Source organism: Amycolatopsis sp. NPDC028719, assembly GCF_055565395.1.
Genome location: NZ_JBVHUL010000005.1, coordinates 94,935 through 119,991, shown reverse-complemented (window position 1 = coordinate 119,991; position 25,057 = coordinate 94,935). Strand labels below are relative to the sequence as shown.

Annotated in this window: 30 protein-coding genes; 15 read left to right on the top strand and 15 right to left on the bottom strand. The window is 70.7% G+C overall.

The features are described from left to right. The first annotated feature begins 4 nt into the window (after nt 1-4). From ACZ4TR_RS23850 to ACZ4TR_RS23835, 4 genes are all read left to right on the top strand, one after another. Entirely contained in the window at nt 5-601 is a 597-nt protein-coding gene (locus tag ACZ4TR_RS23850; protein ID WP_364521075.1) for a TetR/AcrR family transcriptional regulator, read from the top strand. Nucleotides 602-1,071: 470 nt separating this feature from the next. Then, a complete protein-coding gene (locus tag ACZ4TR_RS23845; protein ID WP_465289082.1) occupies nt 1,072-2,565 on the top strand; it encodes a right-handed parallel beta-helix repeat-containing protein in 1,494 nt (497 codons plus the stop codon). Between the two features lie 82 nt (nt 2,566-2,647). Beyond that, the gene (locus tag ACZ4TR_RS23840; RefSeq protein WP_465289081.1) at nt 2,648-3,142 is read left to right on the top strand and encodes a SigE family RNA polymerase sigma factor; all 495 of its coding nucleotides are present in this window, start codon (nt 2,648-2,650) and stop codon (nt 3,140-3,142) included. After that, the gene (locus ACZ4TR_RS23835) at nt 3,139-4,119 is read left to right on the top strand and encodes a hypothetical protein (protein WP_465289080.1); all 981 of its coding nucleotides are present in this window, start codon (nt 3,139-3,141) and stop codon (nt 4,117-4,119) included. Before ACZ4TR_RS23840 ends, ACZ4TR_RS23835 begins: the two co-directional genes overlap by 4 nt. Here ACZ4TR_RS23835 and ACZ4TR_RS23830 read toward each other — a convergent pair. After that, nucleotides 4,109-5,056, bottom strand: a complete 948-nt coding sequence (locus tag ACZ4TR_RS23830) for a hypothetical protein (RefSeq protein WP_465289079.1) — start codon at nt 5,054-5,056, stop codon at nt 4,109-4,111. The two genes, ACZ4TR_RS23835 and ACZ4TR_RS23830, sit on opposite strands and share 11 nt — an antisense overlap. A 157-nt stretch (nt 5,057-5,213) precedes the next feature. Between ACZ4TR_RS23830 and ACZ4TR_RS23825 the strand changes: the two genes are divergently transcribed. The 3 genes from ACZ4TR_RS23825 to ACZ4TR_RS23815 are packed head-to-tail and all read left to right on the top strand — an operon-like array spanning nt 5,214 to nt 7,058. Continuing rightward, nucleotides 5,214-5,927: an ABC transporter ATP-binding protein gene (locus tag ACZ4TR_RS23825; RefSeq protein ID WP_465289078.1), complete on the top strand. Its 714-nt coding sequence runs from the start codon at nt 5,214-5,216 to the stop codon at nt 5,925-5,927. Then, nucleotides 5,924-6,658 (top strand): ABC transporter permease, encoded by a 735-nt coding sequence (locus ACZ4TR_RS23820; protein WP_465289077.1) that lies wholly within the window; start codon nt 5,924-5,926, stop codon nt 6,656-6,658. Before ACZ4TR_RS23825 ends, ACZ4TR_RS23820 begins: the two co-directional genes overlap by 4 nt. Before the next feature lie 13 nt (nt 6,659-6,671). After that, nucleotides 6,672-7,058: a PPOX class F420-dependent oxidoreductase gene (locus ACZ4TR_RS23815; RefSeq protein WP_465289076.1), complete on the top strand. Its 387-nt coding sequence runs from the start codon at nt 6,672-6,674 to the stop codon at nt 7,056-7,058. Here ACZ4TR_RS23815 and ACZ4TR_RS23810 read toward each other — a convergent pair. The 4 genes from ACZ4TR_RS23810 to hisH form a co-directional block, all read right to left on the bottom strand. After that, nucleotides 7,042-7,518: a GNAT family N-acetyltransferase gene (locus tag ACZ4TR_RS23810; RefSeq protein ID WP_465289075.1), complete on the bottom strand. Its 477-nt coding sequence runs from the start codon at nt 7,516-7,518 to the stop codon at nt 7,042-7,044. The two genes, ACZ4TR_RS23815 and ACZ4TR_RS23810, sit on opposite strands and share 17 nt — an antisense overlap. Nucleotides 7,519-7,549: 31 nt before the next feature. Then, nucleotides 7,550-7,909, bottom strand: a complete 360-nt coding sequence (locus tag ACZ4TR_RS23805) for a DUF1330 domain-containing protein (RefSeq protein ID WP_465289074.1) — start codon at nt 7,907-7,909, stop codon at nt 7,550-7,552. Nucleotides 7,910-8,041: 132 nt separating this feature from the next. After that, the gene (gene priA, locus ACZ4TR_RS23800; protein WP_364521065.1) at nt 8,042-8,779 is read right to left on the bottom strand and encodes a bifunctional 1-(5-phosphoribosyl)-5-((5-phosphoribosylamino)methylideneamino)imidazole-4-carboxamide isomerase/phosphoribosylanthranilate isomerase PriA; all 738 of its coding nucleotides are present in this window, start codon (nt 8,777-8,779) and stop codon (nt 8,042-8,044) included. A 36-nt stretch (nt 8,780-8,815) separates the two neighbouring features. Further along, the gene (gene hisH, locus ACZ4TR_RS23795; protein ID WP_465289730.1) at nt 8,816-9,433 is read right to left on the bottom strand and encodes an imidazole glycerol phosphate synthase subunit HisH; all 618 of its coding nucleotides are present in this window, start codon (nt 9,431-9,433) and stop codon (nt 8,816-8,818) included. 207 nt (nt 9,434-9,640) lie between these two features. Between hisH and ACZ4TR_RS23790 the strand changes: the two genes are divergently transcribed. From ACZ4TR_RS23790 to ACZ4TR_RS23780, 3 genes are read left to right on the top strand one after another with little or no spacing between them, the layout of a single operon-like run. After that, complete coding sequence (locus ACZ4TR_RS23790) at nt 9,641-9,817, top strand: hypothetical protein (RefSeq protein WP_465289073.1); 177 nt, start codon at nt 9,641-9,643, stop codon at nt 9,815-9,817. A 48-nt stretch (nt 9,818-9,865) separates the two neighbouring features. Continuing rightward, a complete protein-coding gene (locus ACZ4TR_RS23785) occupies nt 9,866-11,041 on the top strand; it encodes an acyl-CoA dehydrogenase family protein (RefSeq protein WP_465289072.1) in 1,176 nt (391 codons plus the stop codon). A gap of 37 nt (nt 11,042-11,078) precedes the next feature. Then, nucleotides 11,079-11,609: an NIPSNAP family protein gene (locus tag ACZ4TR_RS23780; RefSeq protein ID WP_465289071.1), complete on the top strand. Its 531-nt coding sequence runs from the start codon at nt 11,079-11,081 to the stop codon at nt 11,607-11,609. Here the strand turns inward: ACZ4TR_RS23780 and ACZ4TR_RS23775 are convergent. Next, entirely contained in the window at nt 11,595-12,164 is a 570-nt protein-coding gene (locus tag ACZ4TR_RS23775; protein WP_465289070.1) for an NUDIX hydrolase, read from the bottom strand. The genes ACZ4TR_RS23780 and ACZ4TR_RS23775 overlap by 15 nt on opposite strands. A gap of 376 nt (nt 12,165-12,540) precedes the next feature. On the opposite strand from ACZ4TR_RS23775, the gene ACZ4TR_RS23770 reads away from it, so the two are divergent. Further along, on the top strand, nt 12,541-13,584 hold the full coding sequence (locus tag ACZ4TR_RS23770; protein ID WP_465289069.1) for a hypothetical protein: 1,044 nt from the start codon (nt 12,541-12,543) through the stop codon (nt 13,582-13,584). Here ACZ4TR_RS23770 and ACZ4TR_RS23765 read toward each other — a convergent pair. Both ACZ4TR_RS23765 and ACZ4TR_RS23760 read right to left on the bottom strand, forming a co-directional pair. Further along, complete coding sequence (locus ACZ4TR_RS23765) at nt 13,562-14,455, bottom strand: transketolase family protein (protein ID WP_465289068.1); 894 nt, start codon at nt 14,453-14,455, stop codon at nt 13,562-13,564. The two genes, ACZ4TR_RS23770 and ACZ4TR_RS23765, sit on opposite strands and share 23 nt — an antisense overlap. Beyond that, complete coding sequence (locus ACZ4TR_RS23760) at nt 14,452-15,141, bottom strand: thiamine pyrophosphate-dependent enzyme (RefSeq protein WP_465289067.1); 690 nt, start codon at nt 15,139-15,141, stop codon at nt 14,452-14,454. Before ACZ4TR_RS23760 ends, ACZ4TR_RS23765 begins: the two co-directional genes overlap by 4 nt. 52 nt (nt 15,142-15,193) lie before the next feature. On the opposite strand from ACZ4TR_RS23760, the gene soxR reads away from it, so the two are divergent. Further along, entirely contained in the window at nt 15,194-15,655 is a 462-nt protein-coding gene (soxR, locus tag ACZ4TR_RS23755; RefSeq protein WP_465289066.1) for a redox-sensitive transcriptional activator SoxR, read from the top strand. A gap of 32 nt (nt 15,656-15,687) precedes the next feature. After that, nucleotides 15,688-16,221, top strand: coding sequence for an RNA 2'-phosphotransferase (locus ACZ4TR_RS23750; protein WP_465289065.1), 534 nt, complete (start codon nt 15,688-15,690; stop codon nt 16,219-16,221). Between the two features lie 259 nt (nt 16,222-16,480). Here ACZ4TR_RS23750 and ACZ4TR_RS23745 read toward each other — a convergent pair whose 3' ends face one another. Next, nucleotides 16,481-17,074, bottom strand: coding sequence for a TetR/AcrR family transcriptional regulator (locus tag ACZ4TR_RS23745; RefSeq protein WP_465289064.1), 594 nt, complete (start codon nt 17,072-17,074; stop codon nt 16,481-16,483). A 205-nt stretch (nt 17,075-17,279) separates the two neighbouring features. Here ACZ4TR_RS23745 and ACZ4TR_RS23740 point away from each other — a divergent pair, with 205 nt between their 5' ends. Next, on the top strand, nt 17,280-19,475 hold the full coding sequence (locus tag ACZ4TR_RS23740; RefSeq protein ID WP_465289063.1) for an MMPL family transporter: 2,196 nt from the start codon (nt 17,280-17,282) through the stop codon (nt 19,473-19,475). A gap of 68 nt (nt 19,476-19,543) precedes the next feature. Here ACZ4TR_RS23740 and ACZ4TR_RS23735 read toward each other — a convergent pair whose 3' ends face one another. From ACZ4TR_RS23735 to hisD, 4 genes are read right to left on the bottom strand one after another with little or no spacing between them, the layout of a single operon-like run. Further along, the gene (locus tag ACZ4TR_RS23735) at nt 19,544-19,702 is read right to left on the bottom strand and encodes a hypothetical protein (protein ID WP_196425226.1); all 159 of its coding nucleotides are present in this window, start codon (nt 19,700-19,702) and stop codon (nt 19,544-19,546) included. Then, complete coding sequence (gene hisB / locus ACZ4TR_RS23730) at nt 19,699-20,298, bottom strand: imidazoleglycerol-phosphate dehydratase HisB (protein ID WP_465289062.1); 600 nt, start codon at nt 20,296-20,298, stop codon at nt 19,699-19,701. Before hisB ends, ACZ4TR_RS23735 begins: the two co-directional genes overlap by 4 nt. After that, entirely contained in the window at nt 20,295-21,395 is a 1,101-nt protein-coding gene (locus ACZ4TR_RS23725; protein ID WP_465289061.1) for a histidinol-phosphate transaminase, read from the bottom strand. Before ACZ4TR_RS23725 ends, hisB begins: the two co-directional genes overlap by 4 nt. Further along, nucleotides 21,392-22,717: a histidinol dehydrogenase gene (hisD, locus tag ACZ4TR_RS23720; RefSeq protein WP_364521049.1), complete on the bottom strand. Its 1,326-nt coding sequence runs from the start codon at nt 22,715-22,717 to the stop codon at nt 21,392-21,394. The genes ACZ4TR_RS23725 and hisD overlap by 4 nt, the downstream gene beginning before the upstream one ends. Before the next feature lie 84 nt (nt 22,718-22,801). Between hisD and ACZ4TR_RS23715 the strand changes: the two genes are divergently transcribed. Then, a complete protein-coding gene (locus ACZ4TR_RS23715) occupies nt 22,802-23,596 on the top strand; it encodes a carbon-nitrogen hydrolase family protein (RefSeq protein ID WP_465289060.1) in 795 nt (264 codons plus the stop codon). A gap of 108 nt (nt 23,597-23,704) precedes the next feature. Here ACZ4TR_RS23715 and ACZ4TR_RS23710 read toward each other — a convergent pair whose 3' ends face one another. Then, nucleotides 23,705-24,364, bottom strand: a complete 660-nt coding sequence (locus tag ACZ4TR_RS23710) for a response regulator (protein ID WP_465289059.1) — start codon at nt 24,362-24,364, stop codon at nt 23,705-23,707. After that, nucleotides 24,361-25,056, bottom strand: a complete 696-nt coding sequence (locus tag ACZ4TR_RS23705; protein ID WP_465289058.1) for a response regulator — start codon at nt 25,054-25,056, stop codon at nt 24,361-24,363. The genes ACZ4TR_RS23710 and ACZ4TR_RS23705 overlap by 4 nt, the downstream gene beginning before the upstream one ends. Nucleotide 25,057: the final 1 nt, after the last annotated feature.

Here is a 25,057-nt window from a genome sequence, read left to right as displayed (position 1 = left end):
GCCAATGGCACGGGCGGGGCGGCGACCAGGGCAGACGGAGACGCGCGAGAAGATCCTCGACGCGGCCCGGCACCGGTTCGCCGAGCTGGGGTACGACGGCGCGACGGTCCGCGGGATCGCCGCCGACGCGGGCGTGAACGCGGCCTTGCTGCACCACTTCTTCGGCAGCAAGCAGGCCCTGTTCGCGGCGGCGATGAACCTGCCGGTGAACCCGGCGTCGCTGGTCCCCGCGATCTTGGCCGGGCCCCGCGCGGGCCTGGGCGAACGGCTGGTGCGCGCGTTCCTCGCGGTCTGGGCCACGCCCGAGGGGCGGACGCCGTTCGTCGCGATGCTGCGCGCCGCGGCGACGAACGAGCAGGTCGCGCTGATGATGCGCCAGTTCATCGAACGCACGGTGCTGGCCGAGGTGGCGCGCGCCCTGGACGTGCCGAGGATCCGGGTCGCGGGGATCGCGGCGCAGATGATGGGGACCGCGCTGCTGCGCTACGTGATCAAGCTCCCCCCGCTGGCCGAGGCGGACGACGAGGAGATCGTGGCCCTGCTGGCCCCGGTGGCGCAGTACTACCTCGAAGGCCGCGAAACCGTCGGCGGCCCGCCGTAAGCTGGAATTCGGGGGCTGCTCGACGCGGCGTGGTCACTTCGCGGCCACCCGATTCGCCTGGTTCGCGGCGCGTGCGCGTGGCCGGCTCAAGGCCCTGGCGGTACTCGGGCGTGCCGGCCGGAGGGCGCGACCGCGCGGTTCTGGCGTCGTGAATGACCCATTCACCTCATCCGACGCCAGGAATGAGTCATTCAAGACGTCCGCCGCCGCGCCCTGCCGCGCCACCCCGGCTTCGCCGGCCCCGGCGGGGCCGGGCGGGCGGTTCGACGACCGTCATCCCGCGGTAGATCGGTCGCAGAAAGCGCGATCTTCGTGGGGATTCTCATTGTCGCGCAGTTGTCCTTTACCCGAACCGGTGATTCTTTACCCAGGACGGGCGACCGGATAACCAGCCATTCGAATCACCCACCAGGGGTCAAGTCTGCACCGATGGCGGTATCCCCAGGATCGGCGCCACGTACGTTTACCGCATGCCGCGCCCCCATTCCGCGCTTGTCGTCCTGCTCGCCGCCGCCCTGGTCACCCCCGTTTTCCCGGCCGCCGCGAGCGTCACCGACGTCGGCGGGACGGGGGCCGTGTGCGACCGCCAGCCCGCCTTGAACACCGAAGCCCCACCCGGTGCCGTCGTCATCGATCCGGCCGTCGAGGGCGACCTCAGCGTCCGGACGCAGGCCGCGCCGCCCGGGACCACCTTCTGGCTGCCGCCCGGCACGCACCGGCTGGCCGCGGACGGCTTCGGGCAGGTCATCCCCAAGGACGGCGACGTCTACCTCGGCGCTCCCGGCGCCGTGCTCGACGGCCGCGGGCTCAACCGGGCCGCCTTCACCCAGCAGGCCAAGGACGTCGTCATCCGCGGCCTCACCATCGAGCACTTCGTCGCCCCGCAGGACCAGGGCGTGGTCAACCACGACTCCGGCGAGCACTGGGTGCTCGAACACAACACCATCCAGGGCAACGGGGGCGCCGCGCTGATGGCCGGCGACCGGCAGGAAGTGCGGGCGAACTGCCTGCGCGACAACGGGCAGTACGGGATGAACGCCTACCGTCCCGACAACGCGATCACCGGGCTGCTCGTCGAAGGCAACGAAATCACGGGCAACAACGTCGACGACTGGGAAACGCGCAATCCCGGCTGCGGGTGCAGCGGGGGAATCAAGTTCTGGGCCGTGAACGGCGCCGACATCCGGGGAAACTGGGTACACCACAACCGCGGCGCCGGCCTGTGGGCCGACACGAACGACAACGATTTCCTGATCGAAGACAACGTCATCGAGGACAACGACGCCGAAGCGATCTTCTACGAAATCAGCTACAACCTCGTCATCCGCCACAACGCCATCCGCCGCAACAACGTGGTGGCCGGCAGCAGGCGCGCGGCCCGCGGCGACAACTTCCCGACGGCGGCGGTGTACCTCTCCGAGTCCGGCGGCGACCCCCGGGTGCCGGCCCGCACCGACATCATCGACATCTACGGCAACGACTTCGACGACAACTGGTCCGCCATCACGCTGTGGGAGAACGCGGACCGCTTCTGCAACAGCCCGGCGAACACGTCCACCTCGAGCTGCACCAAGCTCGTCACCGACCGGACGAGGTGCGCGGCGCCGGCCATCGAGTCCCGGCCGCTCTACGACGACTGCCGCTGGCGGACCCAGCGGGTCGAGATCCACTCGAACACCTTCCGCTTCGACCCCGCCCGGCCCGGCTGCGCCGGCCTGTGCGGCCGGATGGCGGTGCTGTCCAACTACGGCACCTACCCGGCCTGGTCCCCGTACCGGGGCACCCTGGTGCAGGAGGCGATCACCCACGACCAGGACAACTACTTCTACAGCAACGACTACGTCGGCCCGTGGACGTTCGTCGCCGGCGACACCTCCCGCACCCTCGGCCCGGCGCAGTGGCAGAACGAGCCGTGGAACCAGGACGACTGCGCGTCCTTCGACGGCGTGACCCCGCAGTGTTGACGGAACTCACCCGAAGAACTTTTCCCCCGCGTGCATCACCCCGGCCCGCCCGCGCGTCCAAGGGAGGACGGAAGGGACGCGTGTGCGCTTTGAAGAGTTCGTGGCGGAGCGGCTGGACGGGCTGCTGCGCTACGCCACCGTCCTGACGAACGACCCGCACCTGGCCCAGGACATCGTCCAGGACGTGCTGCTGCGCGCGCAGCAGCGCTGGGCCGGCATCGACGCCCCGCCGGCCTACGTCCGGCGGATGATCACCAACGAGTACCTCTCCTGGCGCCGGCGGGCGGTGCGGCGGATGGTGCCGAGCAGCCACGACGTCCTCGACGCGCTCGGCCCGCCGGAAGCCGACCCGGCGGCCGCCTACGACGAGCGGGACGCCATGCTCGGCCTCCTGGAAACGCTGCCCCGCAAGCAGCGCGCGGCGATCGTCCTGCGCTACTACGAGAACTACTCCGACGCCGAAATCGCCACCGTCCTGCGCTGCGGCACCTCCACCGTGCGCAGCCAGATCTCCCGCGCCCTCGCGACCCTCCGCCAGGCCCCGCACGCCACGACCCTCACCGGAGCCCCCGAATGACCCGCAGCGAGCACGAGACCGAGACGCTGATCCGGGACAGCCTCGACCGCCTCGCCGCCCGCGCCCCGGACGGCGAGGCGGTCCGCGACGCGCTGGCCAGAGCCGGTCGCAAGCCCCGGCCCGCGGCCCGGCTCGCGCTGGTGGCCGCCGCGGTGGTCGTGCTGGTGGCGGGGGTCATCGCGGGCACGCGGGCGTTCACGACGGCCGACCTGGACCCGGCGGCGGGCCGGCCGGTGCTCGGCTACAGCCCGGCCTGGCTGCCCGGCGGCTTCACCGAGCAGTACCGCGAGGGCGGGCCGGGCATCGCGCCGCAGGTCCGGCGGTGGTTCGCGGGCCCGGCCGAGATCGCGCTGTCGGCATACTCCACCGCCGACCCCGAGTGGTCGCAGACGGCGCTGCGGATCGCGTCGATCCGCGACCAGATCCTGGTGCACGGCCGGGTCGCCATGGTCACCGGCGACACCGGCGGCGCCGCGCTGCTCACCTGGCTGGCCGACGACGACCACGTGCTCACCGTGCGGGTCGGCGGGGTGCCGGACGCCCGCGCGGTCGCCCAGCGGATCGCCGAAGACGTCGTCCCCGAGGCGGTCGGCGTCCGCGGCGAACTGCGGTTCGGCACCCTCCCCGCGGGCCTGGCCGAACGGTCGGCGGCGGTCAAGGGCACCGGCCCGGCCGACGCGAGCACCGAGCTGACCGCCGCCGATCCCGCGCGGCCGTCGGTTCCCGCGGTCCGCGTCACGGCGAGCGCGGGCTCCCCCGGCGTGAACGGCGCCGCCGCCGTCACCGTGCGCGGCGGCCAGGGGTTCTTCGTGGCCCCGAGGAACGGCGAGCAGGCGATGGTCGCGGTCCGGCTGCCGTCGGGACGCTGGCTGACGGTGGCGGGTCCGCGGCCGGAGGCCGAGCTGGTCGCCGTCGCGGACGGCGTCCAGCTCGACCCCGCACCCGACTACCGGTGGCTCGGGCGGGCTACCAGCTGACCATCGGGAACCAGATGATCCCGAGCCGGCCGAGCACGCGGACGTCCCAGTAGAGCAGCGTGAACGTGCCACCGACGAGCAGCGCCGCGCCGGTCACCGTGGCGATCCGGGCGGGTTTCGCGGCGAGCCAGCGCTGCACGCGCCCGCCCGTGGCGTGCGTCAGGACGAGGAACAGCACGCCCATGAGCACGATGTTGCCGAGTGACTGCAGGGCGAACGCGGCCGCGCCGTAGAAGACATCGTGCTGTTCGGCGGCGCTGCGGAACATGATCCGGAACAGCGGGTAGGGCCGGCCGATGAGGAACCCGCCGATGAGCGCGCCCATCAGGACCAGCGGCGCCGCGGGGTGCCGGGCGACGAACCCGGCGAACGGGTTCCGGAGGATGCCGAGCGCGATCAGGCCCATGACCAGGAAGACGAGGCCGACGACGCCGAACGCGACCATGGACTGGATGCTGCGCGGGCTGAGGCCGGACGTCTGTGCGGTGGAGAACTGCGGCATCCGCGTGCCGACCAGGGCGACGATGACGCCGTAGACGATGGACACGGCGAGCATGCCCGCGGCGATCCAGCCCAGCGGCTTGAGCGTTGCGGCGAAGCGCGGCTTCTCCCCGGCCTGGCCGCCGACCAGCGGGGCGACCGCGCCGAACGCGGCGATGTTGCAGGCGGTGAAGGACCCCGCGAGGCCGGAGACGAACGCGAAGAGCGTCCCGGCGAGGACACCGCTGATCGGCGTGGCTTTCGCGTCGTGGCCGAGCAGCCCGTTCGCGACGCTGTCGCCGATGACGGAGTCGACGAACGGCGCGGACCACAGCGCGGTCAGCGCGAAGCCGGCGAGGACCGCGACGACGGCGATCGCGGCCCGGCGCGTGGGATACGGCCCCGCGCCGAAGAACTGTGCTTGCGGATGAACCGGTACCTGCTGTGTGACGGCCATCGACATGTCCCTCCGAGTCAGGGAAACCCCAGCTCGCAAAGCGTTTCAGACACGGGGGTTGAAACGCTTCCGCCGGTCGTGTGGGGTTCGCGCGGCGATCGGACTAGGTATTTCGGCCCTCTTGACGCCGGAACTCACCGGGCACAGAATTAAACACATGACTAATTCTGCCCTCGAGGTCACCGGCCTGCGGGTCCGGCGCGGTGGCCGGCCGGTGGTGCGGGACGTGAGCTTCGCGGTGCCGCGCGGCGCGGTCACCGGGCTGCTCGGCCCCAGCGGCTGCGGCAAGACCACGCTGATGCGGGCGATCGTCGGCGTGCAGATCGTCGAGGGCGGCACCGTCACCGTCCTGGGCCTGCCCGCCGGCAGCCCGCCGCTGCGGCGCCGGATCGGGTACGCCACCCAGAACCCGGCGATCTACGCCGACCTCACCGTGCGGGAAGCCCTGCGGTACTTCGCCGCGGTGCTGCGCGCGCCGGCGTCCGATGTGGACAGAGTGCTCGCCGGCGTGGGCCTGGAAGACCACGCCGGCAAGCTCGTCGGGTCGCTGTCGGGCGGGCAGCACAACCGCGCGAACCTCGCCGTCGCCCTGCTCGGGAAGCCGGAGCTGCTGGTGCTCGACGAACCGACCGTCGGGCTCGACCCGCTGCTGCGCGACGAGCTCTGGGCGCTGTTCCGCCGGCTCGCCGACGGCGGCGCCACGCTGCTGGTGTCCAGCCACGTCATGGACGAAGCCGCGCGCTGCGACCGCCTCCTGCTCATGCGCGAAGGCACCCTCCTGGCCGACGACGCGCCGCTCGCCCTGCGCGAGCGCACCGGCACCGCCGACCTCGAGCAGGCCTTCCTTCACCTGGTGCGGGCCGCCTCGTGAACCCCGCGTTGACGCTCGCGACCACGCGGCGCATCCTCACCCAGCTGCGGCACGACCCGCGCACCGTCGTGATGCTGGTCCTGGTGCCGACGCTGCTGATGATCCTGCTGCGGTACGTGTTCAACTCGGCGCTGGTGTTCAGCCACGTCGCGCCCGCGCTGCTCGGCGTGTTCCCGTTCCTGATCATGTTCCTCATCGCGTCGATCACGACGCTGCGGGAGCGGACCACGGCCACCCTCGAACGCCTGATGACGCTGCCCATCGGCCGGCTGGACCTGCTCTTCGGCTACGCGCTGGCGTTCGGCTCGATCGCCGTCGTCCAGGTGGCGCTCGCGGCGGGCGTCTCGCTGTGGTGGCTCGGCCTCGACCTCGCGGGGTCGGTCGTGCTGCTGCTGGTGATCGCCGTCCTGGACGCGCTGCTGGGCATGGCGCTCGGGCTGTTCGTCAGCGCGTTCGCCCGCACCGAGTTCCAGGCCATCCAGTTCATGCCGGTGTTCGTGCTGCCGCAGATCCTGCTGTGCGGGCTGTTCGTGCCGCGCGAGGACATGGGCTGGCTGCTGCGGTGGCTTTCCGACGTCATGCCGCTGTCGTACGCGGTCGAGGCACTGTCCCGCGTCACGGCGTCGTCGGCGGTGGACGCGGTGATCCTGCGGAACCTGCTGGTCGTGGCCTGCTGCGCGCTGCTGGCGCTGGTGCTCGGCGCGGCGACGCTGCGGCGCCGGACGCCGTGACTACCGTGGTCGTATGGCATCCGAAACGGACCGGCTCGCGGCCGAGCGCTACGTCCTGCTGACCACGTTCCGCCGTGACGGGCGCGCGGTGCCGACCCCGATCTGGGTGGCGGGCGACGACGGCGAGCTGGTGTTCTGGTCGGAACGCAAGGCCGGGAAGGTCAAGCGCATCCGCAACAGCGGGCGCGTCGAGGTCCAGGCGTGCGACCTGCGCGGGCAGAAGACGCACGGCGCGGTCGTCTCCGGGCAGGCCCGGCTGCTGGACCTCGCGGAGACCGAGCGGGTCCGTCGGGTGATCGGCCGCAAGTACGGCATCGTCGGGCGCGTCACGATGTTCTTCTCGAAGCTGCGCGGCCCGGCCGACCGGACGGTCGGGATCGCCGTCAAGCTCGACGGCTGAAGCTGCGGAACCCGCGTCTCAGGTAGTTCGGCAGCGCGTTCGGGTGATCGAGGGTCGAGGTGTGCAGCCAGACGCGGCGTGCGCCGGGCAGCGCCCACGCGTCGGCCACGACGAGGGTGAGCGCGTAGCCGCCGAGCCCCTTGCCGACGAACTCCGGCAGCAGGCCGAAGGTGGTGATCTCGACGTCACCGCCGGCCTGCGGCTCGATGTCGGCTGCGCCCGCGACGTCGCCGCGGTACTCGACGAGCCGGTACTGCCGGTGCGGTGCGGCGAGCCAGCTTTCCCACTCTTCGTCCGTCCTGGACACACTCGGCCACCGGTAGGGCGTGCCGATCCGGACGTGCAGATCGCGGATCACCGGCCCCGCCCCGACGGGTTCGAGCGCGACGCCGTCGACGACCGGCGCGGGGTTGAGTTGTTCGGCGGCGGTCATTTCGAGCTCGGTGACGATCTCCTCCACTGCGGCAACCTACGGGTCCCGGGGTCCGCTGTCAGCCCCTTATCGGGTCCGGGCTCGCCGCGCGCAGTGCCGCGGCCATGGCGGCCGAGTCGTGGTCCGGGCCGCAGCCTTCGACGAGCACCAGGTCACCCGGGATGTGGTCGGCGCGCAACCGCAGGATCTCCCGGTAGGCGGGCGAGTCGTACCACTCGTGTGCCGCGGCGAGGCTCGGGAACTCGATGATCACGAGCCCGCCGGGCCATTCGCCCTCCATGACCTCCACCGGTGAGCCGTGGACGACGAACTTGCCGCCGAAGGGGTCGAGCGTCGCCTGGATCCGCTCCAGGTACCGGAAGACGTCCTCGGGCAGCACGGCGGGCGGGCGCAGGTGGGCGAGTCCGTAGGCGGTCATGGCGATCCTTTCGTCGTCGTGAAAGGAATCCTGACGCCTCTCGCGCACCGCGTCGATTACGCCGGAGGTAATGCCGGCGCCGTGCGGGTCGCCTCGTCGGCCGGCACCCGCCGCTCCGGGTGCGGCGCTCGACTAGACCTTCGCGACGGCGGCGAGGGCCTCGGGCAGCGTGAACGCCCCCGCGTAGAGCGCCTTGCCGACGATCGAGCCCTCGACGCCGTCCGACGCCAGGCCGGCCAGCGCGACGAGGTCGTCCACACTGGACACCCCGCCGGAGGCGATCACCGGCGCGTCGGTGCGGGCCACGACGTCGCGCAGCAGGTCGAGGTTCGGGCCGCGCAGGGTGCCGTCCTTGCTCACGTCCGTCACGACGTAGCGGGACGCGCCGTCGCGGTCCAGACGCTCCAAGACCTCCCACAGGTCACCGCCGTCGGACGTCCAGCCGCGGGCCGAGAGGCGGTGGCCGGCCTCGGTGATCCGCACGTCGAGGCCGATCGCGACGCGGTCGCCGTACTCGCCGATCACCCGCGCCGTCCACTCGGGATCCTCGAGCGCGGCGGTGCCGAGGTTGACCCGGCGGGCGCCGGTGGCCAGTGCGGCCTTCAGCGACGCGTCGTCGCGGATGCCGCCGGAGAGCTCGACCTGCACGTCGAGGCGGCCGACGACGTCGGCGAGCAGCTCGCGGTTGCTGCCCTTGCCGAAGGCGGCGTCGAGGTCGACCAGGTGGATCCACTCGGCGCCGTCGCGCTCCCAGGCGAGCGCCGCTTCGAGCGGGCTGCCATAGGAGGTCTCGGTGCCGGCCTCGCCCTGGACGAGTCGCACGGCCTGGCCATCGGCCACATCAACGGCGGGAAGCAGCGTGAAAGTCACGCCGGTAACTCTAGGGCGGAGACCCGCGTCACCCGGTCAGAGGGTCGCGAGCCAGTTCTTCAGCAGCCGCGCGCCGGCGTCGCCGGACTTCTCCGGGTGGAACTGGGTGGCCCAGAGCGGCCCGTTCTCGACCGCCGCGACGAAGTCCTCGCCGTGGTTGGCCCAGGTGACCTTGGGGTCCTGGCCGATCCCCGATTCCAGCTCCCACTTGCGCGCCGCGTAGGAGTGGACGAAGTAGAACCGCTCGTCCGGGTCGAGGCCGGCGAAGAGCTGCGTGTCCGCGGGCGCGCGCACGGTGTTCCAGCCCATGTGCGGCAGGACGTCGGCGTTCAGCCGGTCGACGACACCGGGCCACTCCCCCGTGCCCTCGGTCTCCTCGCCGTGCTCGACGCCGCGGGAGAAGAGGATCTGCATGCCGACGCAGATGCCGAGCACGGGACGGCCGCCGGCGAGGCGCTTGCCGATGATCCGGTGGCCCTTGACCTCCAGCAGCCCCGCCATGCACGCCGAGTACGCGCCGACGCCGGGCACGACCAGGCCGTCGGCCTCGATCGCGGCATGCGGGTCGGCGGTGACCTCGACGTCGGCACCGGCGCGCGCCACGGCGCGTTCGGCGGAGCGGAGGTTGCCGGAACCGTAGTCGAGGATCACCACACGAGACACGCCACCCAGCGTAGCCGTCGCCCTCGGCGCGGTTCGACCGAATAGACGTCCGTCACGGCGCCGGCGATCCTGCGACGGAGGAGTCGTCGGTCGGAACAATCTTGGAGAAGGACGTTTGAGCCTCCCGGCCACCGGGTACTAGGTGACTCGATCGTGTGGGCTGACCCCGGCACGACCGGACGCCAGGGAGGCGAAGAGATGTCCGAGGACGATCTGCTGTCCCAGATGCTGCATGCCTGGCGTGAAGACATCGAAAGCGTGCCGTTCCCGCAGTTCGGCGAGCTGCTGATCCCCCGCCAGCAGATCCGGCCGCGGTGTTCGCCGTCCGCGTCTGCTGCCCGCGTGACGAACGCCATGCGGAGGACAGACGCCTGACTGTGGTTTCCTGCGGGGGCCGCATCGACGCGTCCCCCGGGAGCCCCCATGAGCAGCCGCACCCCTGACCCGCACGACTTCCTCGACCTCGACGCCGGGCTCGCCGAGGAGGAGCGCGCGATCCGCGACGCCGTGCGCGCGTACGCGAAGGACAACCTGCTCGACCACGTCGCGGACTGGTACGAATCGGGCGTGCTGCCGGCCGCCGAGCTGGCCAAGGGCTTCGGGTCGCTGGGGCTGCTGGGCATGCACCTGGAGGGGTACGGCTGCGCCGGCACGAGCGCGGTCGCGTACGGCATCGCGTGCCGTGAGCTCGAAGCCGTCGACTCGGGACTGCGGAGCTTCGTCTCGGTGCAGGGTTCGCTGGCGATGTACGCGATCCACAAGTGGGGCAGCGAGGAGCAGCGGCAGGAGTGGCTGCCGCGGATGGCCACCGGCGACGCGCTGGGCTGCTTCGGGCTGACCGAGCCGGACGCGGGCAGCGACCCGGGCGCGATGCGGACGCGGGCGGTGCGCGACGGGTCCGACTGGGTGCTCTCGGGCACGAAGATGTGGATCACCAACGGAACGGTCGCCGACGTCGCGGTCGTCTGGGCCCAGACCGACGACGGGATCCGCGGGTTCGTCGTCCCGACGTCGACGCCGGGGTTCACGGCCAACGAGGTCAAGCACAAGCTGTCCCTGCGGGCGTCACTGACGGCGGAGCTGGTCCTGGACGGCGTCCGGCTGCCTTCGTCGGCGGCGTTTCCCGAGGTCCGCGGCTTGCGCGGGCCCCTGTCGTGCCTGAACGAAGCCCGCTACGGAATCTTGTTCGGCGTCGTCGGAGCGGCCCGCGCTTGTTACGAGGCGGCGCTGGAGTACACGCTGTCGCGGTCGCAGTTCGGCAAGCCGCTGGCCGGCTTCCAGCTGACCCAGCGCAAGCTGGCCGACCTGCTGGTGGAGGTCAACCGGGCGGGACTGGTGGCGCTGCAGATCGGCCGCCTCAAGGACGCCGGGACGCTGCACCACAACCACGTGAGCTTCGGCAAGATGGCGAACGTCCGCTCGGCCTTGGACGCGGCGCGCTCGGCGCGAACGATGCTGGGCGCGAACGGGATTTCGCTGGAGTACCCGGTGATGCGGCACATGGCGAACCTCGAGACGGTGCTGACGTACGAGGGCACGGAGGAGATGCACGCGCTGTCGCTGGGCCAGGCGGTGACGGGGCTGGCGGCGTTCCGCTGATCCGTTTTTGTCGGTGGTGGTCTCTAGTGTGCGGGGCGTGGACTTTTCTTCGTTCGAGACGGTGCTCGAGCTACGGCGCTACACGCTGCACCCGGGTCGGCGTGACGAGCTGATTTCGTTGTTCGAGCGCGAGTTCGTCGAGCCTCAGGAGGCTTCGGGGGCGCACCTGTTCGGGCTGTTCCGGGTGCCTTCATCGCCGGACCAGTTCGTGTGGCTGCGGGGTTTCCGGTCTCTCGCCGCCCGCGCGGACGCCCTTTCCGAGTTCTACTCCGGCCCGGTCTGGAAGGCCCATCGCGACGCGGCGAACGCGACGATGGTGGATTCGGACGACGTGCACCTGCTGCGTCCGGTCCGTCGCGGGCTGGCTTCTCCTCCGCCGGGCTCGGGGGTGTACGTCTCCTTCGAGGCGTCGCCGTCGGCCTTCGCGGTGTTCGAGACGGAGCCGTCGCCGAACAACTTCCCCCAGCTGCCGGTCCACACGGACGGGCCGGTGTCGGTGTGGTTCAGTCGTTCGCCTTCGGATTCCTCCGAGGAGCTGTTGCCGACGTCCCGTTCAGTGCTCCGATGAGAGCAGTTCGATAAGCCCGGCGGGGTACAGGATCTTGCTGCCGTTGCGGAAGTCCTGGAGGTCGACCCAGCGGGCGGTGGCGGGATCGTCGAGGATCTTCATCTCTTCTTTGGCGTACAGAGAGGCGTCGACGAACTCGGCTTCGTAGAGGAAGGCGATCTCGTGCCCGGGGTTGCCACGGTAGGCGTAGACGTTCTCAAGAACCCCGAGCCGCTCTTTGACGACGATCTCGGCATCGAGCTCTTCACGGAACTCGCGCACGAGGGCGTCCTCGCTGCGCTCACCGAACTCGACCCCACCCCCGAGCGGCCGGTAGTAGGTCTCACCCTTGACGTCATCGCGCCCTTCGAAGACCAGGATCTGTTCGCGCCGCCGGATCAGGCCGAGCGCGATCGGCCGAATAGTGGACCCCATGGAGGTCACGCTATCGGTCCGCGGTTCCCTCAGGACACCCCAAGCGAGCCCACCCACCCCGGCGGCCAGCAGAACTCCGGCGGCAAGCCACGCCCACAGCGGCCCGAACACCCCGGCCACGGCCACCACGACGATCCCCACAGCGGGCACCACCCAGGGCGAAACCCCCATCACCACCTCGCCCGGACTTGTCGACTAGGCCTGAATGCTGGCCTAACATGGTCGAATCCTGGAGGGCGGGGTGAGGCGGATGCGGTCTCTGCGTTTCGTCCGCCGCCTCGCGCAGCTGACGGTCAACCCGCCGCCGACATTCCCCGGACATCGCAAGCGCCGGAACGCGAGGACGTGTCCGCAGTGCGGCAACCCGGTCCGCCCGGAAGGACGTCGCGAGTGGTGCCCGGTCTGCGACGAGTATGTCGACGAGATGCGTGGCTAGGCCGTCGTGGCGACCCCCTCACCTCCGGCCGCAGCACTCGACCTCGCCGGGCGGATAGGTCGGTACTTCAGCATCGTGAGCATGGTGCCGGCGATCTTCCTGACCGCATGGACGACGGCCCTGGTCACCAGCGACGCGTGGAAAACGGCACCGGACTTGCAGCTGATGGTGCGGCGGCTGGGCGGTATCAACCTTGCGGGAGCGGCATGGCTGCTCCTGACGACCACCATCTTCGCGTTGTTCCTCCACCCGCTGCAGCTCGGTATGACGCGGCTCCTCGAGGGTTACTGGGGAAGTTCCAGGTTCTCACAGTTCGTCCTTCGGCGAAGGATCACACACCACCGCAAGCGGCGGGCGAAACTGGCCGAACGCCATGCGGAACTCGAAAAGGCGCGCAATCGTTTTCTGCTGGAACAATTGGTGGCCAAATACGAAGCCGCGCTGGCGAACGGCGCGAAGCACAGGGGCGACCCGCGTGACTGGGACCAGGTCCGGCAGGACGCAGCTTTGTCCGGGCGCTTGGCGAGTGACCAGGCACATCCCGTCAGCGGCCTGCACGCCGCTTCCGCCGCCGCGGACATCGCGTTCGCACGTTACCCGGAAGCGGCCCGAGTCATGCCGACGCGACTCGGGAACGCCCTTCGCTCGGCCGAAGATTCGATCGGCAAACAGTACGGACTCGACGCGATCCTGACCGCGCCACACATCGCGCTGATCGCCCCCGCCGAACACGTGAACTACCTCCAGGACGCCCGGCAGCAACTGGACACGACGGTCCGCCTGTGCGTTGTGGCGCTGGTCGCCGCCGTCGAGGGTGTCAGCTGTCTCCTAACCGACGGGTGGTGGCTGCTCGTCGCACTCGGGCCGTATTGCCTGGCGGGCATCGCTTACCGTGCTTCGGTGGCCGCTGCCGACTACTACATGGCCATCGCGGGAACGGTTCTCGACCTCAATCGCTTCAGGCTCTATGAAAATATGCACGTGAAGCTGCCGAGAAACACCGTGGAAGAACGCTGGAACAACGAGAAGCTCATGAGGCTGATGGACCAGGACCTGAAGGTCAGCATCCGCTACAAACACCCCGAGCCCGGTACTACTCCACCTACTGCCCCAGGAAATCCTTGATCGACAGCCTCAACGACCCAGCATCCAGTCCATGAGCCAGATCATGGTCCGCGATCTCCCCATAAGTCCGCACCTCCACATCCCGCCGCACCCCCAACGACTTCAGCCGATGCGGCAAATCCGACAGCGCTTCCGAAACCCAGTAAGCCGAAGTCCCCGCCAAGTAAGGCTCGACGAGAACCACGGAAGGCGAAGCCGAAAGCACAGCCGACCGCAACCCGGCCGCATCGAAAGGCCGGACAGTCGACGCGTACAAAACCGTCACATCAAGTCCCGCACACGCCCGCAGCACCCGATCCAGCACGGGCCCCACCGCCACCACAACCCCCGACGAACCAAACCGCAGCCGGGTGAACCCGACCCCGAGATGAGGCGAAGCATTGGCCTGAGCCGAAAGCCGCAGGTAAACCCGCCCATCCCCGGGAATCGACTCCAACAGCAACCGACGAGCCTCGGAAGCGTGACCGGGAACGTGCACCGTCCACCCCGGCAGCGAATCGATCAAAGCCACGTCACCCGGCGACTGGTGCGTCCGCCCCTCGGCCGACATGTCGTACGAAGCCCCGTACGACACCAGGACCCCGCCCACCTCCTGGTGCGAGAAGTCCAGCTTGATCTGCTCGAACGCGCGCTCCACCAGGAACGACGGGAACGTGTGCACGATCGGCCGCAGCCCCGCCAGGGCCAGGCCCGCGCCCGCGCTGACCAGCAGCTGCTCGCGGATCCCCACGTTGATCACCCGGTCCGGGTGCCGCCGGGCCGCGCCGGCCAGCTGGGCCGCCGAAATGTCGGCCAGCACCACCGCCACGTCCGGGTCCGCGTCCAGGATCTCCTCCGTGACACGCAAAAACGTCTCTCTCACGACACTCAACCCTTCGGTTCGACGACGGCGACCACGGCCAGCGGCCGGCCGGGATGCGGGGCAGTGAACGCCGAGTACAGCGCCGAATGGTCGCGGCCGGACACCGTGCGCGTCTCCCAGCCCTCCACCTCGAAGCGGCGCGCGATGCCTCCCGGCCAGCCGCGCGTCGACGACCGGTTGTCGATCACCACCGTCGTCAGGTTTTCCAGGCCGGACCGCGCCGCGACGACGATCGCCTCGTGGTTCGACCCCTCGTCCAGCTCGGCGTCGCCGATGAGCGTCACGACTTTCGACGTCAGCCCGCGGGCGCGCAGGCCCAGCGCCGTGCCGAACGCGATCGGCAGGCCGTGGCCCAGGGAACCGCTCGAAATCTCGACGCCAGGGACGCGCCGGCGGTCGGGGTGGTGACCGAGGCGCGACAGCGCGTTGGACCACGTCGGCAACTCCGCCTCGTCGAGAAAGCCCTTCACCGTCAGCACGGCGTAATACGCCATCGGACCGTGTCCTTTGGACAGCAAGAAGCGGTCGCGGTCCGGCGAACGGAAGTTCGACGGCGTAACGTCGAGCACGCGGTCGTAGAGCACCCACAGCACGTCCACAGTGGACTCCGCGGCGGCGTGGTGCTTGTCGTCGCCGGTCATCAGCGAGATCAGTCGCGGGAGCTCGGCGTAGCCCGGTTCGGTCGCAGTGGTCATGCTCCGACGATGCAACCTCGACTAAACTCGAAGTCAAGGATAGCCTGAGCTGGTGACAAGGCTCGCTGAACATCTCAGCATCGGACAGGTGGCGGACCGCAGCGGGGTGCCGCACACGGCACTGCGGTTCTACGAGGAGAAAGGGCTGATCAGCTCGGAGCGGTCGGCGGGCAACCAGCGCCGCTACCCGCGGTCGGTGCTGCGGCGGATCGCGTTCATCCGCGCGGCGCAACGGGTCGGCCTCTCCCTGGAGGACATCAGCGCGGCGCTGACCTCGCTGCCCGCCGACCACGCGCCGACGAAGGCCGACTGGGCGCGGTTGTCGCGCGACTGGCAACACGAGCTCGACGCGCGGATCGACGCCCTGCAACGGCTTCGCGACCGGCTCACCGGCTGCGTCGGCTGCGGGTGCCTGTCGCTGCGCAGCTGCGCGCTCTACAACAACGATGACGCGCTGGCGCGCTTCGGGCCGGGAGCGAGCAAACTGCGTCCGGCGGTCGAAGGCGGTATTTAATCGCTTGCCCGTCGCGGGATCCTGGGGAAGCAATGAACGAAAAAGAAACAATCCGCATTTCGAAGCGGCTGGCGCTGCACCTGCGTCACGATCCCGCCGCCGCCGGCCTCACCCTCTCCCCCGACGGCTGGGTCGACGTCGGCACCCTGCTGCGGGCATTGAAGATCACCCGCGAACAGCTCGACGAAGTCGTCGAGACGAACAACAAGCGCCGGTTCGCCTTCGACGAGACCGGCACGCGCATCCGCGCGAGCCAGGGCCACAGCGTTTCGGTCGACCTCGGCCTCGCGGACGCGGCGCCGCCGGACGTGCTCTACCACGGCACGGTGGCGAAGTTCCTTGACGCGATCTTCCGCGATGGGCTGCGCCCGATGAAGCGCCACGCGGTTCACCTCTCGCCGACGCTCGACACGGCCCGGACGGTCGGCGCCCGCCGCGGCAAGCCGGTGCTCCTCCGGGTCGACGCCGCGAGAATGGCTGCGGCCGGTCACGCGTTCCAAGTGAGCGCGAACGGCGTGTGGCTGACGGCCTCGGTGCCCCCGGAGTACCTCCACCGCATCGGCTGACGCGCGAGCCAGCGGCCGGCTCACGTACCCAGCCGGTCGGCTCACGCACCCGGACGGTCGACTCACGAGCCTGGACAGTCGGCTCGCGTACTTGGGTGGACGACACGCGTGCTCGAAGCCGGTTCTCGCCTGATCGAGCGCGTATCTCGCGTGATCAGAGACGGAACTCGCGTGACTAGGGAGGCATCTCGCGTGACTGGGGAGGCATCTCGCGTGACTGGGGAGGCATCTCGCGTGATTGGAGGGGCATCACTCGTGATCAGGCGGTCGACACGGGGGTGGTGAGGCGGCGGCGGGGGCGGCCCAGGAGGCGGCGGCCCACGTCCAGCAGTTCCGTGCGCAGCTCGTCGTCGCTCAGGCGGGCCAGGTCCGGGGAACCGCCGGCCATCGCGATGCCCGTCAGCGTCACCATCGCGTTGACCCGCGCCGCCGGGGTCGGGTCCGGGCCCGACAGGATGCCCAGCAGCGCCTGGCCGAAGCCCTCCATGCCGCCGTGCGCCGACTTCTCGATCGCCCGCACCAGGCCCGGGTCGCTGGAGAACAGCGCCACCAGCGCGCGGTGCCGGATCACCAGGTCGACGAACCCCTCCAGCAGCAGATCGACCTGCGCGCCGCGGCGCTTCTGCGCGGCGGCGCGGAGCACCAGCTCGTCCAGGTCGCGCACCCCGGGCTCGGCCACCGCCTCGGTGATCTCCGCCTTCGTCTTGAAGTGGTAGTAGACCGCCGCCTTCGTCACGCCGAGCGCGTCCGCGATCATCTGCAGCGACGTGCCTTCGACCCCGTGTTCGGTGAACAGCCGCAACGCGGTCTGCAGCAGTCGGGTCCGGGTGTCCCCGTCCGGGCCGGCGGTCATTCTTCCTCCTCAGCGAGCCGTCGGAGCGTACGTCACTCCCTGTCGATCGGCAAACCGTCCACTAGCCGATCGGCTGGGATAAACCTTGCTGTTCGGCAAGTCACATACTTGCCGATCGGCTTGGAGGTCTCCTTGCCGATCGGCTAGCTTGGGTTAGAACCAGATCGAGTGAACCGACCCCGTTCGGGGGAAACGGAGCTGACGCGTGGCGACCTTCCTGTACCGGCTCGGCCGGTTGTCCTTCCGACGGCGGGCGCTGGTCGCCGTCGTCTGGGCGGCCGTCCTCGTGGCGCTCGGGCTGGGCGCCCTCACGCTGTCCGGCCAGCTGTCGAACTCGGTGACGATCCCCGGCACCGAGTCGCAGCGGGCGATCGACCAGCTGACCGCGAAGTTCCCGCAGGCCAACGCCGGGGGCGCCACCGCGCGCGTCGTCATCGAGACGCCGGCGGGGACCACCATCGCCGACGCGAAGGGCAAGGCCGCCGTCGAGTCCCTGGTCGGCCGGCTGAAGACGGCACCGAAGGTCGCCGCCGTCGTGGACCCGTTCCAGGCGCAGTCGATCTCGCCCGACAAGCGCGTCGCCCTCGCCCAGGTCAGCTACGGCGCGAAGGCGTACGAGCTCACCGACGGTGACCGCCAGGCGCTGCTCGACGCGGCCGACGCCACCCGCGACGCCGGTTTCACCGTCGAGTTCGGCGGCGACGCCGTGCAGGGCATCCCCGAAACCGGCGCGACCGAGGGACTGGGTGTCGCGGTCGCGGCCGTCGTGTTGATCATCACCTTCGGCTCGCTGATCGCCGCCGGGATCCCGCTGCTGACCGCGCTGATCGGCGTCGGCACCGGGATGGGCGGCATCTTCCTCGCCTCCGGCTTCCTGGAGCTGAACTCGAACACACCGATCCTGGCGCTGATGATCGGGCTGGCCGTCGGCATCGACTACGCGCTGTTCATCGTCTCGCGCTACCGGCACGAACTCGGCCTCGGCCGCGACCCCGAAGAGGCCGCTGGTCGCGCCACCGGCACCGCCGGCTCGGCCGTCGTCTTCGCCGGGCTCACGGTGATCATCGCCCTGGCCGGCCTGACCGTCATCGGCATCCCGTTCCTCGGCCAGATGGGCGTGGCCGCCGCGGTGACCGTGGCGGTCGCCGTCGTCATCGCCCTGACGCTGCTGCCCGCGATCCTCGGCTTCGCCGGCCCCCGGGTCGCCGGCGAACGGATCCGCCTGCGCCGCAAGCCGGTCGAGACGACGCACGGCGAGCGCTGGGCGCGGTTCGTCGCCCGCCACCGGTGGCCGGTGCTGCTCGTCGCGGTGGCCGGGATGGCCGTGGTTGCGCTGCCCGCCCTCGGCATGCAGCTCGGCCTGCCCAACGACGCCACCGCCGCGCCGGAGTCCACGCAGCACAAGGCGTACGAGATCGCCAGCCGCAGCTTCGGCGAGGGTTCCAACGGGCCGCTGCTGGTCGTCGTCGACACCGGCGCGAGCACCGACCGGCAGGCCGCGCTCGGCCAGGCCGCGGCCGACATCCAGAAGCTGCCCGACGTCGCCGCCGTCACCCCGCCGAAGGTCAACCAGACGGGCGACACGGCATTGCTCACGGTGATCCCGAAGAGCGGGCCGAGCAGCACTCAGACCGAAGACCTGGTGTCCGCGATCCGCGCCGAATCCGGCGTGCTGGAGAACGCGACCGGCGCGAAGCTGGCCGTCACCGGGCAGACCGCCGCGAACATCGACGTCTCGGAAAAGCTGTCCGACGCGATGCTGCCCTACCTCGCGCTGATCGTCGGCCTGGCGTTCGTGCTGCTGATGCTGGTGTTCCGCTCGGTCGTGGTGCCGCTGAAGGCGACGATCGGCTTCCTCGGCTCGGTCGCGGCGACGTTCGGCGCGGTGGTCGCGGTGTTCCAGTGGGGCTGGCTGACCGATCTGCTCGGCGTCGAGTCGACCGGGCCGATCATGAGCATGCTGCCGATCCTGCTGATCGGCGTGCTGTTCGGGCTGGCGATGGACTACCAGGTGTTCCTGGTGACGCGGATGCGCGAGGAGCACGTCCACGGCGCGGAGCCGCAGGAGGCGATGGTCACCGGCTTCCGCCACGGCGCGCGGGTGGTCGTCGCGGCGGCGCTGATCATGATCAGCGTGTTCGCCGGGTTCGTGCTGGCCGAGTCGACGCTGATCCAGTCGATCGGCTTCGCGCTGGCGTTCGGAGTGCTGGTGGACGCGTTCGTGGTCCGCATGACGCTGGTGCCGGCGGTGATGTCCCTGCTCGGCCGCGGCGCGTGGTGGCTGCCGAAGTGGCTCGACCGCATCCTGCCCGACGTCGACGTCGAGGGCGAGAAGCTCACGAAGCACCTCGACTCGGCGCCGGACGACGACGAGCGCGAACTGGTCGGCGCGAGCCGCTAGGTGAGGTCCGTGAAGGCCTCCTTACCGGCCATGAGAGCCGGTAAGGAGGCCTTCACGGCTTTACGGGGTCAGCTCATGAACCAGAAGATCGCGCCGCCGATGGCGAGCAGGGCCGCCACGCCCAGTACTCCCGCCATGAACTTCGCCGTCTTCCAGGTCGAGTACACGCCGCCCACCAGGAAACCGCCCAGGGCGAGCAACAGGACTCCGACTACTTCCTTGCTCACAGAACGCCCTTCGTGGAGGGGATGCCGCCCGCGCGGGGGTCCGACTCGGTCGCCGCGCGCAGGGCACGGGCCACCGCCTTGTACTCCGCCTCCGCGATGTGGTGCGGGTCGCGGCCGTGGATCACCCGGACGTGCAGCGCGATCTGCGCGTGGAACGACAGTGAGTCGAACACGTGCCGCGTCAGGACGAACGGGTAGTTGTTGCCGATCGTGAAGGTGGTGAACTGCTCCGGCTCGCCCACGTGCACGCAGTACGGGCGCCCCGACACGTCGATCGCCGCGTGGGCCAGGGTCTCGTCCATCGGGATCCACGCGTCGCCGAAGCGGCGGATGCCGCTCTTGTCGCCCAGGGCCTGGCGGATCGCCTGGCCCAGCACGATCGCCGTGTCCTCCACCGTGTGGTGCGCGTCGATGTGGGTGTCGCCGGTCGCCTCGACCTTGAGGTCCAGGGAGCCGTGGACGCCGAACGCCGTCAGCATGTGGTCGTAGAACGGCACGCCGGTCGAGATTTCGACCTCGCCCGTGCCGTCGAGGTCCAGCTGCACGAAGATCGAGGACTCCTTGGTGGTCCGCTCGACCTTGCCGATCCGGGTCATCGGGAAACTTCCTTACTCGCCTCGAGGAACGCGTCGTTCTCTTCCGGGGTGCCGATGCTCACGCGCAGGTGCCCCGCGATGCCGGGATCGCGGATCAGCACGCCCTTGTCCAAATAGGACTGCCAGGCCGCGTGCGGGTCGCTGAACCGTCCGAAGAGGACGAAGTTCGAATCGCTCGGCACCGGGTCGTAACCCAAGCCCGCCAACGCTTCCACGACGCGGTCGCGTTCCGCCGCCAGCTTGTGCACACTGGCCAGCGTGGCGTCCGCGTGGCGCAGCGCCGCCCGCGCGGCCGCCTGGGTCAGCCGCGAAAGGTGGTACGGCAGCCGCACCAGCTGCAGCGCGTCGACGACCGCCGGGGCCGCCGCCAGGTAGCCCAGCCTCCCGCCCGCGAAGGCGAACGCCTTGCTCATCGTGCGCGACACGATCAGCCGCGCCGGGTAGTCGGCCAGCAGCCCGACCGCGCTGGGCTGCGGCGAAAACTCCGCGTACGCCTCGTCGACCACCACGATCCCGGTGGCCGCGTCCAGGATCGCACGCAGCTCGGAAAGGGGGATCGAACCACCGGTCGGGTTGTTCGGGCTGGTGACGAACACGATGTCCGGACGCCGTTCCGCGATGACCGACGCCGCCGCGGCCGTGTCGAGCGTGAAGTCGGCGCGGCGCGGCGCCGGGATCCACTCGGTGCGCGTGCCGGAGGAGATGATCGGGTGCATCGAGTACGACGGCTCGAACCCGAGCGCGCTGCGCCCGGGACCGCCGAACGCCTGCAGGATCTGCTGCAGCACCTCGTTGGACCCGTTGGCGGCCCAGACGTTCGCCTCCGACAGCACCACCCGCGTCGACACGCTCAGGTAGTCGGCCAGGTCCTGCCGCAGCGCCACCGCGTCGCGGTCCGGGTAGCGGTGCAGCTCGGCGGCTTCCGCGCGGACCGCCTCCGCGACGTCCGCGACCAGCTCGGGCGGCGGCGGGTACGGGTTTTCGTTGGTGTTGAGCCGGACGGGGACGTCCAGCTGCGGCGCGCCGTACGGGGTCTTGCCGCGCAGGTCGTCGCGCAGCGGCAGCGCGTCCAGGGTGACTTCTTCGCCGATCGTCATCGGACCGAACCTCCGAAGCGCGCGGCGACGGCCTCGCCGTGCGCGGGCAGGTCCTCGGCGTTGGCCAGCGCGACGACGCGGCCGGCGACCTCGCGCAGCGCCTCCTCGGAGTAGTCCACGACGTGGATGCCCTTGAGGAAGCTCTGCACGGACAGGCCCGAGGAGTGGCGGGCGAACCCGCCGGTGGGCAGCACGTGGTTGGACCCGGCGCAGTAGTCGCCGAGCGACACCGGGGCGTACGCGCCGACGAAGATCGCGCCCGCGTTGCGGACCCGGGCGGCGACCTCCCGCGCGTCCGCCGTCTGGATCTCCAGGTGTTCGGCGGCGTAGGCGTCGACGACGCGCAGGCCGTCGTCCACTGTGGACACCAGGATGACGCCGGACTGCTTGCCGCCCAGCGCTTCGGCGACGCGCTCGGCGTGCTTCGTCGCCGCGACGCGGTGCACCAGTTCCTTGTCGACGGCGTCGGCCAGCTCGACCGACGTCGTCACCAGCACGCTGGCGGCCAGGGGGTCGTGCTCGGCCTGGCTGACCAGGTCGGCGGCGACGTGCACCGGGTCGGCCGTCTCGTCGGCGAGGATCGCGATCTCGGTCGGGCCGGCTTCGGAGTCGATCCCGATCAGGCCGCGCAGCATCCGCTTCGCCGCGGTCAGGTAGATGTTGCCCGGCCCGGTGACGACGTCGACCGGGGCGAGCTCGGCGCCGTCGGTGTCCGTGCCGCCGTACGCCAGCAGCGCGACGGCCTGCGCGCCGCCGGCCGCCCACACCTCGTCGACGCCGAGGAGCTCGGCCGCGGCGAGGATGGTCGGGTGCGGCAGGCCGCCGAACGCGGCCTGCGGCGGCGAGCAGACGACCAGCGAACCGACGCCGGCGATCTGCGCCGGGACGACGTTCATCACCACGGTCGAGGGGTACACGGCCAGCCCGCCCGGGGCGTAGAGGCCGACGCGCTCGACCGGCACCCACTTCTCGGTGACCGTGCCGCCGTCGACGACGGTCGTCGTGACGTCGGTGCGGCGCTGCTCGGCGTGCACCTTGCGGGCGCGGGTGATCGACTCCTCCAGCGCGGCGCGCACCTGCGGGTCGAGCTGCGCGAGTGCTTCGGACAGCTTCGCCCGCGGCACGCGCACCGCGTCCGGACGGACCTTGTCGAACTTCTCGGTGTACTCGAGGACGGCTTCGACACCGCGGTCACGGACCGCCTCGACCACCGGGCGCACGTGATGCAGCGCCGCGTCCACGTCGTATTCGGCACGCGGCAGCGTGGCGCGCAGTTCGGCGGCGGTCGGGACCTGCCCGCGCAGGTCGGTGCGGTTCAACATGCCCTCAAGGGTACGAGGTCACACTGGGACACTCGTCGGCGATACTCCCCGGTGACGGCGGATCCCAGCATGCAGGAGGCAACGGTGACGCGAATCGCGTTGTGCCAGGTCAACTCGGGTGACGACCCGGAGGCGAACCTGAAGCTGATTCGCTCCGGGGTGGAGGCCGCGGTGGCGGACGGCGCGCGGATCGTCGTGTTCCCCGAAGCGGCGATGGCCCGCTTCGGGCGCCCGCTGGAGCCGGTGGCCGAGGAGCTGGACGGGCCCTGGGCGACGGCGGTCGCTTCGGTGGCCGCGGAGCACGACGTGGTGGTCGTCGCCGGGATGTTCACCCCGGCGGACGAGGGCCGCGTGCGCAACACCCTGCTGGTCACCGGCGGCGGGCAGCACCGCGGCTACGACAAGATCCACCTCTACGACGCGTTCGGCTTCGCCGAGTCCGACACGGTCGCGCCGGGCACGGCCCCGGTGACCTTCGAGTTCGAGGGCGTCGTCTACGGCGTCGCGACGTGCTACGACGTGCGGTTCCCGGAGCTGTTCCGGGCCCTGGCCGACGACGGCGCCGACGTCGTGCTGCTGCCGGCATCCTGGGGCGCCGGCGAGGGCAAGCGCGAGCAGTGGGAGGTGCTGGTGCGCGCGCGGGCGCTGGACTCGGGCTGCTGGGTGCTGGCCTGCGGCCAGGCCGACCCGGCGGCGACGGGCCTCACGGTGAACCCGAAGGCGCCGACGGGCATCGGGTACTCGCTGGCCGCCGACGGCTTCGGCCGAGTGCACGCCGCCGCGGGGGCGGGGCCGGAGACGCTCCTGGTGGACGTCGACCCGGCGCTGCCGGCCCAGGCCCGCACGGCAACCGGAGCCCTGGCCAACCGCCGCCTCTAGCCGCACTTTCACGTGAAAGTGCGGCTTTGCGTTTCAAAGTCGAGCTTTCCCTAGGAAAGATGCGTCTGGGGCCCCCTCGGACGCATCTTTCCTGGAGAAAGTGGCGCCTTAGCGGAGCAGGCCTTCGCGGATCGCGACCCGGACGAAGCCCGCGCGGCGGCGTTCGCCCGTCTTGTCGCGGATCCGGTCGAGGTACGACCGGACCGTCCGGACGCTGATGTTGAGGATCTCCGCCACGTCGACGTCGCGCTCCCCCGCCGCCACCAGTCGGAGCACCTGCTTCTCGCGCTCCGACAGCACGATCTTCGGGCCCGCGTGCCGCTCTTCGCTGTCCTGGATGATCATCCCGGCCAGCGTCGGCGAGACGTACGCGTTGTCGTCGGCGATCGTGCGGATCGCGCGCAGGAGCTCGTCGCCGTCGACGTCCTTCGACAGGAAACCCTTCGCGCCCGCCTGCATCGCCCCGAGCACCTCCGGCTGTTCCGCGTGCGCGGACACCACCAGCACCTTGTGCCCCATCTGCCCCACTTCCAGGACCGCGGCCGCGTCCTGGACGCCCCGGAGCTTCAGGTCGAGGACCACGACGCTGCCCGCCGGCTGGTCCTGGACCGCGAACCGGGCCACCGAGTCGGCGACCGCGCCGAGCTCGATGTCCGGCGCCTCGGTGAGCACGCGGGTGAGCGCGTACCGGTAGAGCGGGTGGTCCTCGATGACCCCGACGTGGATCCGCCGGGGCGCCTTGGCCGCCGCCTGCTCGTCGTCGCTCATTTGCGGCCGCCGCGCCGCGGGCCGGAGCCGCCGATCAGGCCCCGCCGGATGGCTTCCTTGACCAGGCCCGGCCGGCGGCGTTCGCCGGTCTTGTCGCGGATGCGGTCCAGGTAGCCCCGCACGGTCCGGACGCCGATGCCGAGGATCAGCGCGATGTCGACGTCGCGCTCCCCCGCCGCCACCAGCCGCAGCACCTGTTCCTCGCGCGGCGACAGCTCGACGTCGGCCGAGACCGCCGGCCGGTCCGCGTTGTCCTTCATGATCATCCCGGCGACCACCGCGGAGACGTACGCCCCGCCGCCGGCCACCGTCTTGATCGCGATCAGCAACTCGTCCGCGTCGACGTCCTTGGAGAGGAAGCCGCGCGCTCCCGCGGCGATCGCCCCCAGCACGACTTCGGGCTCCGCCTGCGCGGAGACCACGAGCACGTGGTGCCCGAGTTCGCAGACCTCCAGGACCGCCGCCGCCCCGGCGACGCCCGGGAGGCCGAGGTCCAGCAGCACCACGCTGCCCGGTGGCTGCCGGTGGACGTGGAACCGCGCCACCGAGTCGACCACCGCCCCGAGCTCGATGAATTCGGCTTCGGCCAGCACCCGCTCCACCGACACGCGGTACAGCGGGTGGTCCTCGATGACCGCGACCCGGACCCGGCCCCGGTCCAGATCGTCGTCGGCCGAGCGCTCTTCTGTCATG

Coding starts and splice junctions, on each gene's coding strand:
- ACZ4TR_RS23825 (WP_465289078.1), top strand. CDS start 5,214: ATGACTAATTCTGCCCTCGAGGTCACCGGCCTGCGGGTCCGGCGCGGT.
- ACZ4TR_RS23815 (WP_465289076.1), top strand. CDS start 6,672: ATGGCATCCGAAACGGACCGGCTCGCGGCCGAGCGCTACGTCCTGCTG.
- ACZ4TR_RS23770 (WP_465289069.1), top strand. CDS start 12,541: ATGGTGCCGGCGATCTTCCTGACCGCATGGACGACGGCCCTGGTCACC.
- ACZ4TR_RS23750 (WP_465289065.1), top strand. CDS start 15,688: ATGAACGAAAAAGAAACAATCCGCATTTCGAAGCGGCTGGCGCTGCAC.
- ACZ4TR_RS23710 (WP_465289059.1), bottom strand. CDS start 24,364: ATGAGCGACGACGAGCAGGCGGCGGCCAAGGCGCCCCGGCGGATCCAC.
- ACZ4TR_RS23835 (WP_465289080.1), top strand. CDS start 3,139: ATGACCCGCAGCGAGCACGAGACCGAGACGCTGATCCGGGACAGCCTC.
- ACZ4TR_RS23790 (WP_465289073.1), top strand. CDS start 9,641: ATGTCCGAGGACGATCTGCTGTCCCAGATGCTGCATGCCTGGCGTGAA.
- ACZ4TR_RS23830 (WP_465289079.1), bottom strand. CDS start 5,056: ATGGCCGTCACACAGCAGGTACCGGTTCATCCGCAAGCACAGTTCTTC.
- hisD (WP_364521049.1), bottom strand. CDS start 22,717: ATGTTGAACCGCACCGACCTGCGCGGGCAGGTCCCGACCGCCGCCGAA.
- ACZ4TR_RS23725 (WP_465289061.1), bottom strand. CDS start 21,395: ATGACGATCGGCGAAGAAGTCACCCTGGACGCGCTGCCGCTGCGCGAC.
- ACZ4TR_RS23850 (WP_364521075.1), top strand. CDS start 5: ATGGCACGGGCGGGGCGGCGACCAGGGCAGACGGAGACGCGCGAGAAG.
- ACZ4TR_RS23785 (WP_465289072.1), top strand. CDS start 9,866: ATGAGCAGCCGCACCCCTGACCCGCACGACTTCCTCGACCTCGACGCC.
- ACZ4TR_RS23745 (WP_465289064.1), bottom strand. CDS start 17,074: ATGACCGCCGGCCCGGACGGGGACACCCGGACCCGACTGCTGCAGACC.
- ACZ4TR_RS23845 (WP_465289082.1), top strand. CDS start 1,072: ATGCCGCGCCCCCATTCCGCGCTTGTCGTCCTGCTCGCCGCCGCCCTG.
- hisB (WP_465289062.1), bottom strand. CDS start 20,298: ATGACCCGGATCGGCAAGGTCGAGCGGACCACCAAGGAGTCCTCGATC.
- ACZ4TR_RS23760 (WP_465289067.1), bottom strand. CDS start 15,141: ATGACCACTGCGACCGAACCGGGCTACGCCGAGCTCCCGCGACTGATC.
- ACZ4TR_RS23705 (WP_465289058.1), bottom strand. CDS start 25,056: ATGACAGAAGAGCGCTCGGCCGACGACGATCTGGACCGGGGCCGGGTC.
- ACZ4TR_RS23805 (WP_465289074.1), bottom strand. CDS start 7,909: ATGACCGCCTACGGACTCGCCCACCTGCGCCCGCCCGCCGTGCTGCCC.